Below are 15,010 nucleotides of genomic sequence, written 5' to 3' on the forward strand. Positions count from 1 at the left end.
CCCCGGCTGCCGCTCTTGCGCGGGGCGGAACGATAGGCTCAAATGGGGCTGCTTTCGCCAAGGGACGGACACGAGCGCCGGCTCCTCGCAAGGCCAGCAACCAAAATCAGCGAGAGAGGAGGCGGCATGGGTCACGCTCGTGTCTTCCGGAAATGGGCTGTCCGATGACGGGCCCGGTGATCATCGTCGGTGCCGGCCATGGCGGCTACCAGGTCGCGGCATCGCTGCGCCAGGCCGGCTTTTCCGAGCGCATCTGCCTGATCAACGACGAGGCGCATCTGCCCTATCAGCGGCCGCCGCTGTCCAAGGCCTACATCAAGGGCTCCGCGGGTCCGGAGAGCCTGATGTTCCGGCCTGAGAAGTTTTACCAGGACCAGACCATCGAGCTGATCGCCGGCCGCGCCACCTCGATCGACCGTGCCGCGCGCAAGGTGCATCTTGCCTCGGGCGAGATGCTGGATTACGGCCACCTCGTGCTGGCGACCGGCGCGCGCAATCGGCTGCTCGATCTGCCCAACGCCAACCTGCCCGACGTGAAATACTTACGCATCCTCGACGACAGCGAGGCGCTGCGCGCGATCATGCCGTCGAAGACGCGCGCCGTGATCATCGGCGCCGGCTTCATCGGCCTTGAGTTTGCCGCGACCGCCCGCATCAAGGGCCTCGAGGTCGACGTGCTCGAGCTCGCCCCGCGCGTGATGGCGCGGGCGGTGACGGCGGAGGTCTCGGAATATTTTCAGGACCGCCACCGCGAGGCCGGCATCCGCATCCATCTCGGCGTGCAGGCGACCTCCATCGAAGCGGAGGGCGGCAAGGTCACCGGCGTCTCCTTGAGCGACGGGCGGCATCTGCCGGCCGACCTCATCGTGGTCGGCGTCGGCGTGCTGCCGAACATCGAGCTCGCGGCCGAGGCGGGGCTGCCGGTCGCGGCCGGCATCGTCGTCGACGAATATCTCTCGACGGCTGATCCCAACATCTCCGCGATCGGCGATTGCGCGCTGTTCGCAAGCCCGCGCTTCGGCGGCTCCCTGCGGCTGGAATCGGTGCAGAACGCCACCGATCACGCCCGCTGCCTCGCAGCAAAGCTGACCGGCGACAAGAAACCGTACGACAGCCATCCCTGGTTCTGGAGCGACCAGGGCGACGACAAGCTCCAGATCGCGGGGCTGACCACCGGCTATGACCGCGTCGTGCTGCGTGGCGATCCTGCCAAGAAGGCCTTTTCGGCCTTCTGCTATCATGGCGACAAGCTGCTCGGCATCGAATCGATCAACCGCGCCGGCGATCACATGTTTGGCCGGAGATTGCAGGCCATGAACCGCTCGATCACGCCGGAGCAGGCCGCCGACGAAAGCTTCGACCTCAAGAGCGCGCTGGCGTGATCTTTCTTCTCCCTCTCCCCGTTCTTACGGGGAGAGGGTCGGGGTGAGGGGCTCTATCCGCAGATGAGATGATCGCGAGACCTGTACCCCCTCACCCGGATTGCATCTGCGATGCAATCCGACCTCTCCCCGCAAGCGGGGCGAGGTGGAGAAAGCGCAGCGCCTATAAAACCGCCGCCACTTCCCCGGCCGTCGGCATCGACGGCCCGGCGCCCATCCGCTGCACGCTGATCGAGGCGGCGCTGTTGGCGAACGTCAGCGCCTCACGCAAGGCTGCGCCGTCAGCCAGTTGCGCGGCGAGCGCGCCGACAAAGCAGTCGCCGGCGCCTGTGGTATCAAGCGCCTTCACCACACGGCCGGCCACCGCAGTCTCGTCGCGCCCGGCGAGCGCCAGCACGCCGCGCTTGCCGAGCGTGACGCAGATGGTCTGGTCCTCGCGCGCCTGAAGCTGTCGCGCGACTTCGGTGATGCGGGCGGCCGCGTCGCTCTCGGAGAGCTCGCTGCCGGCAAGGAAGCCGAGCTCGGTCTCGTTCAGCACGAGGATGTCGACCAGCGCCAGCAGCTCGCCCGGCATCTTCTGCGCCGGCGCCGGGTTCAGCACGGTGACTGCCCCCGCCGCGCGGGCGCGGTGGAAGAATGCGGCGATGGTCGGCAGCGGGATCTCGAACTGGCTGACCGCGACGTCGCCCTTCAGCAGCGGCACGACGCTGACGTCATCAGCGCCGACCAGCCCGTTGGCTCCGGGAACGACGACGATGGTGTTGTCGGCCTCGGCCACCGTGATGATGGCCGTCCCGGTGTGCGTCTCGGCCGTCTCCACGACGTAACCGAGATCGATGCCCTGCTCGCCGAGAAAGGCCTTGAGCTCGGCGCCGAACGAATCCCTGCCCAGCCGGCCGATCAGCGTGGTCCGCGCCCCGAGCCGCGACGCCGCCACCGCCTGGTTCGCGCCCTTGCCGCCCGGAAAATACAGCACCTGGCGGCCGGCGACGGTCTCGCCGATTCGTGGATGGCGATCGGCCGTCGCCACCACATCCATGTTGATGCTCCCGGCGACGAAGACGCGCCCCATCTTGTTCTAGACCCTGACCTCGAACTCGTGCCGAACCTTCGCGATGTCCACCAGAGTCGGCAAGCCGGCCTCGTTGCCGAGGCGCTGGATCTTGAAGGTCGAGGCGGCGCGGGCAAAATCGAAATGCTCGCGCCAGCTTTTGCCGGGATGGGCGAGGTAGGAATAGACATAGGCGCCGTGGAAGACGTCGCCGGCGCCGTTGGTGTCGATCACGCGCTCGCGGGGGATCGGCATCGCCGGCATCACCTGCACCGTCCCGGTTTCGTCGTACCAGAACAGGCCCTTCTCGCCCATGGTGACGCCGCCGATCTTGCAGCCGCGGCTCTTGAGATAGTCGAGCATCTTCTCCGGCGTCAAATCCATCTGCTCGCACAGGCGCTCGGCGACGATGGCGACGTCGATGAATTCCAGCAGCTCATGGGTGTTGGTGCGCAGGCCGCCGCCGTCGAGCGAGGTCAGGATGCCGGCCTCGCGGCACACCTTGGCGTAGTGGATGGCGGCATCCGGCTGGTGGCCGTCGACATGCAGCGCGCGGCAGCCGCCGAGATTGAGCATCGGAAAGGGGTGGATGTGCTCGTCGTCACGGCAGCGGACGATGGCGCGCTTGCCGTCCTTGGGCATGATGAAGGAGAGCGAGGACTGGTTGACCTTGCGCCCATGCAGCGAGATGCCGTACTTCGCGCACATGTCCTGGAACATGCGCCCGAGCCAGTCATTGGCTGCGGTCGCGATCAGGTCCGGCACGATGCCGAGCTTGGCACAGCAGAACGCCGCGGTCACCGCGTTGCCGCCGAAGGAGACCGCGTAGTCACGCGCCACGTGCTTCTCGTCGCCGGTCGGCATGTGGTCGGTGATGAAGACGACGTCGATATAGGTCTGTCCGATGAAGAGAGCCTGCATTGCTTGTCCGTGATGCGCTTGTGGTCCCGGCGGGCGGGATGACTGTAGCACCGGTTCCGCTCCGGAGGGACGCTGAAATTATTCGCAAAACTGCCGCCCGAAGCGCTTGAGGTCAGCATGGTCCGGGAATACGACCATCACTGGCCAATGCCAAGCCCGGACAAACGCCGTCTTTCGCTGCCGGGGTTCCAGGTCCATCAAAAGGGTGCAGAATGATCACCGGCCTCGATCACATCGTCGTTCTGGTGGCCGATATCGGTGCGGCCAGGGCGGCCTATCAGACGCTGCTCGCCCGCGCGCCGGCCTGGCAGAACTCGGGCGAGGGCGCCGACCGGGTGCTGTTCACCCTCGACAACATGACCATCGAGCTGATGGCCCCTCACGGCTTCAGCGTCACCGCCGACCGCATGCGCGCACTGCTCGGCGACCAGGAGGGCGTGCTCGCCAGCCTGTGCTTTCGTGTCGCAAATATCGGCAAGATGCACCGCCGGCTTGAGCGGGTGGCCCTGAGGCCGGACCCGGTCGCCGAGGTCGAAAGCAGCGACGCCGTTACCGACGCCGTGCTGCACTGGAAGCGCACGCGGGCCGCCACGGAGCTGACGCGCGGCGTCCGCATGTTTTTCCTGGAGCTGGCCGACGAGCGGCCGAAGTCGGTCGCGACCGACATCGCGCCGATCGAGGGGCTCGACCACGTCGTCGTCACCACGGAGGATTCCGAGCGCGCCGCCGCGCTCTACGGCGCCCGGCTTGGCCTTGATCTCGCGCTCGACCGCTCGCACCAGGATTGGGGCCAGCTGATGTTCTTCCGCTGCGGCGACCTCATCGTCGAGGTGGTACGCCGCCCGGTCGCGGGTGGCGATGCCACGCATGACCGGCTCTGGGGCCTGAGCTGGCGCGTCGCCGACATCGACGCCACCCGCGCCCGCCTTATCGCTGCCGGCCTCGACGTCTCCGAGGTGCGCACCGGCCGCAAGCCGGGCACGCGCATCATGACGGTGCGCAACGGCACGTGCGGGATTCAGACCGTGCTTCTGGAGCGCTCGCCGAAGCCGGTGGAGTGAGGAGCTCCCGTAGGGTGGGCAAAGCGAAGCGTGCCCACGTCTTGGCTGCTCGATGAGAAGACGTGGGCACGGCGCAAGTGCGCCTTTGCCCACCCTACGAAACTGCGTCCGGGGCACGAGACATTCTCAAACGCCCGCCCGCATGTTACACGCGTCGTGACACCACCCAGCGAGCACCCGGTTTGGCGAAGGCAAAGCGACCTCTGAAATGGCAGCGCGACCCCGAGGGGATGCGGCTGCGCATTCTCGAAGCCGCCAAGCAGGAGTTTTCCGCCCATGGCCTTGCCGGCGCGCGCGTCGACCGCATCGCGGCCAAGGCCGGCGCCAACAAGCGCATGCTCTACTACCACGTCGGCAACAAGGACGAGCTCTATCTCGCCGTGCTCGAAGGCGCCTATGACAAGATCCGCAGCGAGGAGCGGGGGCTCGACCTCGAACATCTCGATCCGCCCGAGGCCATCCGCCGCCTGATCGAGTTCACCTGGAACTACTTCCTGCGCAACCCCGAATTCCTGTCGCTGCTGCAGACCGAGAATCTGGCGCGCGCCAAGCACCTGAAGAAATCGAACAAGGTCAAGTCGATGCACTCGCCCTTCGTCGAGATGATCCGCACCGTGGTGCGCCGCGGCGTCGAGAGCGGGGATTTCCAGGTCGCGGTTGACCCGGTGCAGCTCTACATCTCCATTGCGGCGCTCAGCTTCTTCTATCTCTCGAACTCGGCGACGCTCAGCGTGATCTTCGGCCGTGATCTCCTGGACAAGAAGGCCAAGGACGAGCGGCTGGCGCACATGTCCGGCCTCGTGCTGGCGGCATTGACGGGCAAGTCCGCCGAGCTGTTCGAGATCGCGAAGGCCCCGAAGTCGCGGACTGCGGTGGTGCAGGCGGTGTAGCCTGTAGCCCAGATGAGCGACTTGCTCCGTCATTGCGGGCGCAGCGAAGCAATCCAGAATCTTTCCGCGGAGACAGTCTGGATTGCTTCGCTGCGCTCGCAATGACGACGTGGAGGCGGGCGCACCTCGCTCCGCTCTCGTGCCCCGGACGCAGCGCAGCACGTGCCGCTTCCTGGGTCCCGGCTCAGCGCAGCAACGCTTCGCGTTGCAGCGCGTCCGGGACACGAGAGGACGCCGGAACCCCGGCGCAAAACGTCACAGGGAAAGCTCTGGACAGTATTTATCCAACGGGTTAATTTCTCGCCATAACGAAGAAGACTGCCGGGAGTGAAAATTGGCCGAGCCGAAGCCGCAAAACGCTGTTTCCAAGCTGCTGAATGCGGCCTGGGTTCGGCCGTTCTTGTTCCTGGTCTTCATCGTCGTCGCCTGGGATCTTGCGATCCGGATCTTCAAGATTCCCGCCTACCAGATCCCGTCGCCGCTCGACGTCGTCGCCGTGCTGCGCACCGAATGGCCGGAGCTGCTGCGCCAGTCCTGGCCGACCACCTATGCAACCGTCTGCGGCTTCCTGCTGTCGGCGCTGTTCGGCATTCCCGTCGCGATGCTGATCGCGGGGTCGAAGACGGTGGAGAGCTACGTCTATCCGCTGCTGGTGTTCTCGCAATCCGTGCCGAAGATCGCGATTGCGCCGCTGTTCGTGGTCTGGTTCGGCTTCGGCATCATTCCCAAGGTCATTTCCGCCTTCCTGCTCGGCTTCTTTCCAGTGGTGGTCTCCGCGGTGCAGGGCTTCAAGTCGGTCGACCCCGACATGGTCGATCTCGCCCGCGCCATGCAGGGCAGCCGCCTGCAGGTGTTCCGCGCGGTCAACCTGCCGCATGCGCTGCCCGCGATCTTCTCCGGTCTCAAAGTCTCGGTGACGCTCGCCGTCGTCGGCGCGGTCGTCGGCGAATTCGTCGGCTCCAATTCCGGCATCGGCTACGTGATGCAGCGCTCGATCGGCACGTTCGACCTGCCGACGATGTTTGCGGCGCTGGTGATCCTCGCGCTGCTCGGCGTGGTCCTGTTCTGGATCGTCGACCGGATCGAGAAACTGGTCATTCCCTGGCATGTCAGCCAGCGCGAAGACGTGATCTTTGCATCCTGACTAAAGCAACGAGCGGCCACCAACGGCCGACGCAACAAACGGCAAGGGAGAGAAACGATGAGGAAGTGGATTGGGGCTGCATCCGTGGCACTGCTGGCGTTCGCAGCCATGCCGGCGCAGGCAGCCGACAAGGTCGTGCTGATGCTGAACTGGTACGTCTATGGCGAGCACGCGCCGTTCTATTACGGCAAGGCCAAGGGCATCTACGCGGCCGAAGGCATCGAGCTCGAGATCCAGGAAGGCCGCGGCTCGGCTGCGACCACGCAGGCCGTCGCCGCCAAGACCGCCGACTTCGGCTATGTCGACGTCCCGACCATGATGCGAGCCGCGATCAAGGGCGCCCCCGTGGTCGCGACCGGCGTGCTGCTGCAGACCTCACCGATGTCCGCCATGGGCTTCGCCGACAAGAACATCAGGAAGCCCGAGGACATCAAGGGCAAGACGGTGGCGATCACGCCGGCCGATTCCATGACGCAGATCTGGCCGTTGTTCCTGAAGAAGACAGGCCTGAAGGAGAGCGACTTCCAGACGGTCGCCGGCGACGGACAGACCAAGCTCAACGCCGTCATCAACGGACAGGCCGATCTGTTGCTCGGCTACGTCATGGACCAGTCGATGAAGATCAAGGACGCGACGGGCAAGGACGTCTACCCGATCAAGTTCGCCGACTACGGCATCAACATGGTCTCCTCGGGCATCATCGCCAACGCCGACTATGTGAAGGCCAATGCCGATCTCGTCCGCCGCTTCATGTCGGCAACGACGAAAGCGGTCGAGGCCGCCGAGAAGGAGCCGAAGGCCGCGGCGCAGTCGATCCTCGATGCCAACCCGAAGGGCGGCAAGATCGACACGCTGACGCAGGGTTTTGAGCTGACCATTCCGCTGTACCGGACCGCGGAGACCAAGGGCAAGCGGCCGTTCCAGGTCACCGACCAGAACATGGCCGAGACCGTCAATCTGCTGGTCGAATATGGCGGGCTCGATGCCAAGGCCAAGGAGAACCCGAAGGCCTTCTATACCAACGACTACCTGCCGAAGAGCGGCTCGTGACTGCCTTCGTCATTGCGAGCGAAGCGAAGCAATCCAGACTGTCTCTGCGGAAAGACTCTGGATTGCTTCGTCGCTTCGCTCCTCGCAATGACGAGGCTGATCAGCGGCGTTCGATGGGATATGATTGAATGATACCGAAAAAGGCCGATCAAGCGGACCAGCCAGCCGCTCACCTCCGATTGGTGTCAGACCGGGCCGGGGACGGGTCAGGCATCAAGCTGTCGGGCGTGTCGAAGACCTATCGGACGCGCGACGGCGACGTGCCGTCGCTGCGGCCGCTCGACTTCCACATCAATGACGGCGAGTTCTTCGTCGTGGTCGGCCCATCCGGCTGCGGCAAGTCCACGCTGCTCAAGCTGATCTCGGGTCTGCTGGCGCCGACCACGGGCGAGATCCTGGTCGAGGGCGAGAAGGTGACGACGCCGCACGGCAATGTCGGCATCGTGTTCCAGAACGCGCTGCTCTTGCCATGGCGCAACATCCTGGGCAACGTGATGCTGCCGATCGACATGAAGCGCCTGCCGCGGCAGGAATATCTCGATCGTGCCAAGCAGCTGTTGAAGCTGGTCGGCCTCGAGGGCTTCGAGAAGAAGCTGCCCTGGCAGCTCTCCGGCGGCATGCAGCAGCGCGCCTCGATCTGCCGCGCGCTGGTGCATGATCCCAGGATCATGCTGATGGACGAGCCGTTCGGCGCGCTCGATGCGCTGACGCGCGAGCGCATGAATGTCGAATTGATGCGGATCCAGCGCGAGACGAAGAAGACGGTTCTGCTGATCACGCATTCGATCCCGGAAGCCGTGTTCCTCGCCGACCGCGTGCTGGTCATGACCGAGCGCCCCGGTGCGATCGCGGCAATCTACGACGTGCCGCTGCCGCGCCCGCGCTCGCTCGATGTGATGGCCGATCCGGTGTTTACGGAGCTCGTGCAGCGCATCCGCAAGCATTTCTTCTCGCAGGGTGCATTGGATTAGGTTATGGGATCTGCCGTTAGCCACCACGACGCCGGTGCGCTCCCTCCCCCGCCTGCGGGGGAGGGCTGGGGAGAGGGTGTCTCCGCTGGCAAGACTCCCCAAGAGGATAGAACCCTCACCCGGCACGGGACGATGCTTCGCATCGCCCGGAACGTGCCGACCTCTCCCGCAAGCGGGAGAGGTGCACCGCGCCAGTGGCCAGACCTCGCTCACCAACTTCGTCAAGCTGCAACACCATGTCCCCGCGCCTGAAGCTGCGAGACATCGCCTTCTTCGAACGTCCCGTGCAATTCGCGCGACCGTTCCGCTTCGGCGCGATCACGATCAACGCGACGCCGCAGCTGTTCGTGCGGGCCGAGATCGAGGTCGAGGGCAGGGGAAGCGCGGTCGGCGCCAGTGCCGAGCTGCTGGTGCCAAAGTGGTTCGACAAGCGCCCGGAGTTGTCGCCGGCGCAGACGGTGGACGGTCTGCGACGCTCGCTTCAGATCGCGCGCGGGCTCTATCTGGCGCAGACCGGATTCCAGACGGCATTTCATCTGCATGCATCTTGTATCGGCGACCAAGTCGCTGCTTGTGCAAAAGAGAACATTCCACCGCTCGCCGCCGCTTATGGTCCGGCGGAAATCGACAAGGCGATCATCGATGCACTGCTCCGCGCGGTCGGCGCCAGCTTTTTCGATGGAATGACCGACAACATCGCGGGCATCGATGGGCGGATGTCGCTCGATCTGACCGGTGCCGAGATCACAGGGTTTCTGAAGACGCGAACGCCCCTGCCACGGGTTGCCATCCGGCATACGGTCGGCCTTGACGACAAGATCGAGGGCGAGGGCGGTGTCGCGGATGCACGCGAGAACGGCGGCGCTCACTATTTCAAGCTCAAGCTGTCGGGCGATCCCGAGGCAGACGCGGCCCGGCTGGCGCGCATCGGCAAGGAACTCGGCAAGCTGGATCGCGACTACAAGGTCTCGCTCGACGCCAACGAGCAATACGCCGACCTGGTCGCGCTGCGCGCATTGGTAGGTCGCCTCGATCGCGATCAAGCGCTGCAGCCGATCGCCGGCAGGCTGCTCTACATCGAGCAGCCGATGCCGCGCGACGTGACCCGGGAGACCGCTCTCGGCCCGCTCGCCGCGCGTGACTTCATCATTGACGAGGCTGATGACGCCTATGATGCGTTCCTGGCGATGAGGCCGCTCGGCTATCGCGGCATCTCCTCGAAATCCTGCAAGGGTCTCTACAAGTCGATCCTCAACGCGACCCGCGCAGCACAATGGACGTCCGGCGCCGAAACGTTCTTCATCACCGGCGAGGACCTGACCTGCCAGGCCGGTCTTGCCGTGCAGCAGGACCTCGCGCTCGGCGCCTTCATCGGCGTCACCCATGCCGAGCGCAACGGCCACCACTACGTCGACGGCTTCGGCGAGACGCCCGCCGCCGAGGCGCGCGCCTTCGCGGCCGCGCATCCCGATCTCTATGCCGATGCCGGGCAGGGCATCCGCCTCAAGATTCACAGCGGCGATCTCCTGACGGGATCGCTTCACACAGCAGGCTTTGCGACGTCGGTCCATCCGGACTGGTCGGCGCTGCGCCCGCTCGAACAGCCAGGATCACTTCAGGAGCAATTGGCATGACCACCCAACGCCTCGGCCTCATCATGAACGGCGTCACCGGCCGCATGGGGCTCAATCAGCATCTGATCCGCTCGATCGTCGCGATCCGCGACCAGGGCGGCGTCCGCCTGAAGAACGGCGACCGCGTCATGCCGGATCCGATCCTGGTCGGCCGCAACGCCGAGAAAGTCGAGGCGCTGGCCAGGCGCTACAACATCACGCGCTGGACCACCGATCTCGACGCCGCGCTCGCCGACAAGAACGACACCATGTTCTTCGACGCCGCAACGACGCAAGCGCGCCCCGGCCTGCTGACCCAGGCCATCAACGCCGGCAAGCATGTCTATTGCGAGAAGCCGATCGCGACCAATTTCGAGGAGGCCCTCGAGGTCGTGAAGCTCGCCAATGCCAAGGGCGTCAAGCACGGCACCGTGCAGGACAAGCTGTTCCTGCCGGGGTTGAAGAAGATCGCCTTCCTGCGCGATTCCGGGTTCTTCGGCCGCATCCTCTCGGTGCGCGGCGAGTTCGGCTATTGGGTGTTCGAGGGCGGCTGGCAGGAGGCGCAGCGGCCGTCCTGGAACTATCGCGACGAGGACGGCGGCGGCATCATCCTCGACATGGTCTGCCACTGGCGCTACGTGCTCGACAACCTGTTCGGCAACGTCCGGAGCGTGAGCTGCATCGGCAACACCGATATCCCCGAGCGCTTTGATGAGCAGGGCAAGAAGTACAAGGCGACGGCCGATGATTCCGCCTACGCCACGTTCCAGCTCGACGGCGGCATCATCGCCCACATCAACATGTCCTGGGTGACGCGCGTCTATCGCGACGACCTCGTCACCTTCCAGGTCGACGGCACGCTCGGCTCGGCGGTCGCGGGCCTGACCGACTGCATGATCCAGGCGCGGCAGGCGACGCCACGCCCGGTGTGGAACCCCGACGAGAAGCGGCTGCACGATTTCTACGGCGATTGGCAAAAGCTGCCGGATAACGTCACCTACGACAACGGCTTCAAGGAGCAGTGGGAAATGTTCATCCGCCACGTCTACGAGGACGCGCCCTACAAGTTCACGCTGCTCGAAGGTGCCAAGGGCGTGCAGCTCGCCGAATGCGCGCTGAAGAGCTGGAAGGAGCGGCGCTGGATCGACGTCGCCCCGATCAAGGTCTGAGGTTGATTGGATAAGCCGCGATGTCTACCAAGCCGCCATTGCGAGGAGCTAAGCGACGAAGCAATCCAGGCTGCCGCCGCGGAGGCATTCTGGATTGCTTCGCTTCGCTCGCAATGACGGGGAGAGGTTCGAAATCATGAACAAGCCAGTCCAACCAATGTCGTCATTGTCGCTCAAGCTGCCGAAGACCGATCGCTCGATCGAGACCTACCGGCTCGCGGCCTCGCGCCCGTTTCCCGCAAAGCTCGAGGGACCGCTCAACCGCATCGCCTTCTCGGCCGTGCACACCGTGGCCGATCCCTTCGCGGACAACGATCCCTGGCTGTCGGTTGCGGTCGACTGGGACAAGACCATCGCCTTTCGCGAGCACGTCTGGGACCTCGGCCTCGGCGTTGCCGAAGCCATGGACACCGCCCAGCGTGGCATGGGGCTGGACTGGCCGACCTCGCTGGAGCTGATCACGCGCTCGGTCGCCGCCGCCAAGCGCCGCAACGCGCTGGTGTTCTCCGGTGCAGGCACGGACCATCTCGCAGTGGAGGACGCCAGGAGCCTCGACGACGTCATCCGCGCCTATGAGGAACAGATCTCGGCGGTCGAGAAGGTCGGCGGCCGCATCATCCTGATGGCCTCGCGGGCACTGGCAAAGCTCGGCCGCAGCGCCGACGACTACGCAAAAGTCTACGATCGCGTGCTGTCGCAGGTCCGCGAGCCCGTGATCATCCATTGGCTTGGCGATATGTTCGATCCGGCGCTGGCGGGCTATTGGGGCACGAAAGATCTCGACAAGGCGATGGACATTGCGGTCGCCATCATCAACGGCAACGCCGCCAAGATCGACGGCGTCAAAGTCTCGCTGCTCGACGAGCAGCGCGAGATCGACATGCGCCGGCGTCTCGACAAGCGCATCAAGATGTACACCGGCGACGATTTCAACTACGCGGAGCTGATCGCCGGCGACAGCCAAGGCTTTTCCCACGCGCTGCTCGGCATCTTCGATGCCATTGCGCCGGCGGCGTCCTATGCGCTGTCGCGGCTGGCGGCAGGAGACGAGGCCGGCTTCCACGACGTGTTGGGGCCAACGGTGCCGCTGTCGCGTCACATCTTCAAGGCCCCGACGCGGTTCTACAAGACCGGCGTCGTGTTCATGGCCTATCTCAACGGCCACCAGGATCATTTCACCATGGTCGGAGGACAGGAGAGCACCCGCTCCACGCTGCATCTCGCCGAGCTGTTCCGTCTCGCCGACAAGGCCGGTCTGCTCGCCAACCCTGAACTCGCGACGCAACGGATGAAGACCGTGCTCGCCACCCACGGTATCGAACCTTGATGCGCGATTTTTCGTCCGACCACCGCTGGCTGTCGCTGAACACGGCGACCGTCCGCAAGCAGGGTGACCTCATCGAAATCATCGATGCCTGTGCAAGACAAGGTATCCGTGCCATCGATCCCTGGCGCGACCAGGTCGCCGCCGTCGGTCTCGACCGCGCCGCACGCGCGGTGCGCGAGGCCGGCCTCGATCTCTCAGGCTATTGCCGCGGCGGCATGTTCACCTCGGATGCCTCGCGCCGGGGCGAGGTGCACGACGACAACCGCCGCTGTGTCGACGAGGCCAAGGCGCTGGGCGCGCCCTGCATCGTCCTCGTCGTCGGCGGCCTGCCGCAATATTCGCGGCCGGGCAGCGAGGCTTCGAAGGATCTCGTGGCGGCGCGCGGGCAGGTCGAGGACGCCCTGGCCGACATGCTCGACTACGCGAGGCAAGCCAAACTGCCGCTGGCGATCGAGCCGTTGCATCCGGCCTATGCCGCTGACCGTGCCTGCGTGAACACGACAAAGCAGGCGCTCGACATCTGCGACCGGCTCGATCCCAAGCGTACCGGCATGCTCGGCGTCGCGCTCGACGTCTATCACATCTGGTGGGATCCCGAGCTGATGAGCCAGATCGTCCGCGCCGGCCGGGATCGTCTGCTCGCCTTCCACGTCTGCGACTGGCTGGTGCCGACAAAGGACATCCTCAACGACCGCGGCATGATGGGCGACGGCGTCATCGACATTAAATCGGTACGTGCGGCCGTCGAAGCGCAGGGCTTCGCCGGCTATTCCGAGATCGAGATTTTCTCCAACGACTGGTGGGGCAAGCCGATGGAGGAGGTGCTGCGCACCTGCATCGCGCGGCACAGGACGGTAGTATAGTTAACACAAGCGCCACAGCGTTCCCTCGTTCCTCGAAGCGAGAGAACGCTCCGACAAGCACTTTGGAGGCGCCCGAACCCTGCAGCCGGTGTGATCGTCTACGAGTGCAGCGGTCGGATGTTCTGGTTCATGTGGAAGAAGTTCATCGGATCGTACTTGGCCTTCAAGGCGGCGAGGCGGTCGTAGTTGTCGCCGTAAGTGGCCTTAAGTCTGCTGTCGTCTCCATCCTCCATCATGAAATTCACATAGCCGCCGTCAGCCGAGTAGGGGTGCACGGCCTCCCAATAGTCCTTGGTCCAGCGCGTGATTTCGCCTGCTTTTTGCGGATTGGGATCGATACCGGCGATGACCATCGACCAGGTCGCGTCGCGCGTGTTCCAGGCGGTGTCGCTCTTGCCGACGCGATGGACGGCGCCATCGATCGGATAGAGATGCATGAGCGACAGCGCGCTCGGTGCTTTGCGGGCCTGCGAGATATGGGCGTCAATTGCTTCGTCGGTCAGTTCTTTCACGAAATCGCCGCGCCAGTACCACTGCAGACCTTTCGGGAAGAACGGATCGAACATGGACTGGAGGGCCGGATAGGGCATTTCACCCATCCAATTGAAGAGCGGCGGGGGCAGCTCACCGAGCAACCCCGCTATGACCGCCTTGCCGTCTTCTGTCGGACCATTGTAGCAGGCAATGATGGCGCAGGCGCGCTTGCCCTGATGATCCGGCGGGAACGGGTCCATCGGCGGAACGGTCTTCAAGCCGACAAAGGCCCCGAGCTCCTCGGGAGCGCTGCGGAGGAAATCCCTGTACTTCTGCATCACGGCCCGGGCATTTTCGAGATCCCAGAAGATCGGACCGGCATATACCATCGTCACAGGATGAGCCTGGAACAGGAAGCTCGTGACGATGCCGAAATTGCCGCCGCCCCCGCGCAGTCCCCAGTAAAGGTCGGCGTTCTCCGACTTATTGGCGGTGACGATGCGTCCATCCGCGAGCACGACATCCGCCTCGAGGAGATTGTCGATGGTGAGGCCATGCTTGCGGGTCAGGTATCCCGTGCCGCCGCCGAGCGTAAGGCCGGCGATCCCAGTGGTCGATACAATGCCGGCCGGCACGGCAAGCCCGTAGATGTGCGTGGCGTGGTCGACATCGCCTTGCGAGCAGCCGGGTCCGACGCGGACGGTACGAGCGCCGGGATCGACCCGCACGCCTTTCATCATCGACATGTCGATCATCAGTCCGTCTTCGACACTGCTGAGGCCCGGCCCATTGTGGCCGCCTCCGCGGATCGCGACCTGGAGATCATTGTCCCTTGCAAAATTGACCGCTGCGACGACGTCAGCGACGTCGGCGCATCGCGCGATCATCATTGGACTCTTGTCGATCATACCGTTGTAGAGGCTCCGCACGGCGTCGTAGTCGGCATCCATTCGCCTGATAACCGGGCCGCGCATATTGCCGATGAAGGTTTCGGTGGCCATGCTCTGCATGATGTCCTCCTATTCCACCCATGATCGGTCATTGGGTCGGAGGTTGCTCGCAGGGCTCCTCGAGCGTTCTCCGCCCGTTATGAA

Annotated in this window: 13 protein-coding genes; 10 read left to right on the plus strand and 3 right to left on the minus strand. The window is 64.7% G+C overall.

Annotated elements, in window-relative coordinates:
• The first annotated feature begins 164 nt into the window (after positions 1-164).
• Positions 165-1,382, plus strand: coding sequence for an NAD(P)/FAD-dependent oxidoreductase (locus AB7M16_RS31125; RefSeq protein WP_453946272.1), 1,218 nt, complete (start codon positions 165-167; stop codon positions 1,380-1,382).
• A 163-nt stretch (positions 1,383-1,545) separates the two neighbouring features.
• On the opposite strand, the gene AB7M16_RS31130 is transcribed toward AB7M16_RS31125, so the two are convergent.
• Both AB7M16_RS31130 and AB7M16_RS31135 read right to left on the minus strand, forming a co-directional pair.
• On the minus strand, positions 1,546-2,454 hold the full coding sequence (locus AB7M16_RS31130; protein WP_453946274.1) for a ribokinase: 909 nt from the start codon (positions 2,452-2,454) through the stop codon (positions 1,546-1,548).
• Positions 2,455-2,460: 6 nt separating this feature from the next.
• A complete protein-coding gene (locus tag AB7M16_RS31135) occupies positions 2,461-3,354 on the minus strand; it encodes a sugar kinase (protein WP_157281072.1) in 894 nt (297 codons plus the stop codon).
• Positions 3,355-3,566: 212 nt separating this feature from the next.
• Here AB7M16_RS31135 and AB7M16_RS31140 point away from each other — a divergent pair, with 212 nt between their 5' ends.
• The 9 genes from AB7M16_RS31140 to AB7M16_RS31180 all read left to right on the plus strand — a co-directional run bounded on the left by AB7M16_RS31140 (position 3,567) and on the right by AB7M16_RS31180 (position 13,442).
• Positions 3,567-4,415: a VOC family protein gene (locus AB7M16_RS31140; protein ID WP_453946275.1), complete on the plus strand. Its 849-nt coding sequence runs from the start codon at positions 3,567-3,569 to the stop codon at positions 4,413-4,415.
• A 182-nt stretch (positions 4,416-4,597) separates the two neighbouring features.
• The gene (locus AB7M16_RS31145) at positions 4,598-5,305 is read left to right on the plus strand and encodes a TetR family transcriptional regulator (protein ID WP_453946277.1); all 708 of its coding nucleotides are present in this window, start codon (positions 4,598-4,600) and stop codon (positions 5,303-5,305) included.
• A gap of 334 nt (positions 5,306-5,639) precedes the next feature.
• Entirely contained in the window at positions 5,640-6,449 is an 810-nt protein-coding gene (locus AB7M16_RS31150) for an ABC transporter permease (RefSeq protein ID WP_172783985.1), read from the plus strand.
• Positions 6,450-6,506: 57 nt separating this feature from the next.
• Complete coding sequence (locus AB7M16_RS31155) at positions 6,507-7,499, plus strand: ABC transporter substrate-binding protein (RefSeq protein WP_172783986.1); 993 nt, start codon at positions 6,507-6,509, stop codon at positions 7,497-7,499.
• A 128-nt stretch (positions 7,500-7,627) separates the two neighbouring features.
• Positions 7,628-8,470 carry an ABC transporter ATP-binding protein gene (locus AB7M16_RS31160; protein WP_260382766.1) on the plus strand — a complete coding sequence of 281 codons (843 nt, stop codon included), beginning with the start codon at positions 7,628-7,630 and terminating at the stop codon, positions 8,468-8,470.
• Between the two features lie 236 nt (positions 8,471-8,706).
• On the plus strand, positions 8,707-10,104 hold the full coding sequence (locus AB7M16_RS31165; protein ID WP_453946279.1) for a hypothetical protein: 1,398 nt from the start codon (positions 8,707-8,709) through the stop codon (positions 10,102-10,104).
• Complete coding sequence (locus AB7M16_RS31170) at positions 10,101-11,252, plus strand: Gfo/Idh/MocA family protein (RefSeq protein WP_453946280.1); 1,152 nt, start codon at positions 10,101-10,103, stop codon at positions 11,250-11,252. Before AB7M16_RS31165 ends, AB7M16_RS31170 begins: the two co-directional genes overlap by 4 nt.
• 136 nt (positions 11,253-11,388) lie before the next feature.
• Complete coding sequence (locus tag AB7M16_RS31175) at positions 11,389-12,579, plus strand: dihydrodipicolinate synthase family protein (protein WP_453946282.1); 1,191 nt, start codon at positions 11,389-11,391, stop codon at positions 12,577-12,579.
• Complete coding sequence (locus tag AB7M16_RS31180; RefSeq protein ID WP_453946284.1) at positions 12,579-13,442, plus strand: sugar phosphate isomerase/epimerase family protein; 864 nt, start codon at positions 12,579-12,581, stop codon at positions 13,440-13,442. Before AB7M16_RS31175 ends, AB7M16_RS31180 begins: the two co-directional genes overlap by 1 nt.
• Positions 13,443-13,540: 98 nt before the next feature.
• Here AB7M16_RS31180 and AB7M16_RS31185 read toward each other — a convergent pair whose 3' ends face one another.
• Entirely contained in the window at positions 13,541-14,926 is a 1,386-nt protein-coding gene (locus AB7M16_RS31185) for an FAD-binding oxidoreductase (protein WP_212254816.1), read from the minus strand.
• Positions 14,927-15,010: the final 84 nt, after the last annotated feature.

Source organism: Bradyrhizobium sp. USDA 372, from assembly GCF_053629095.1.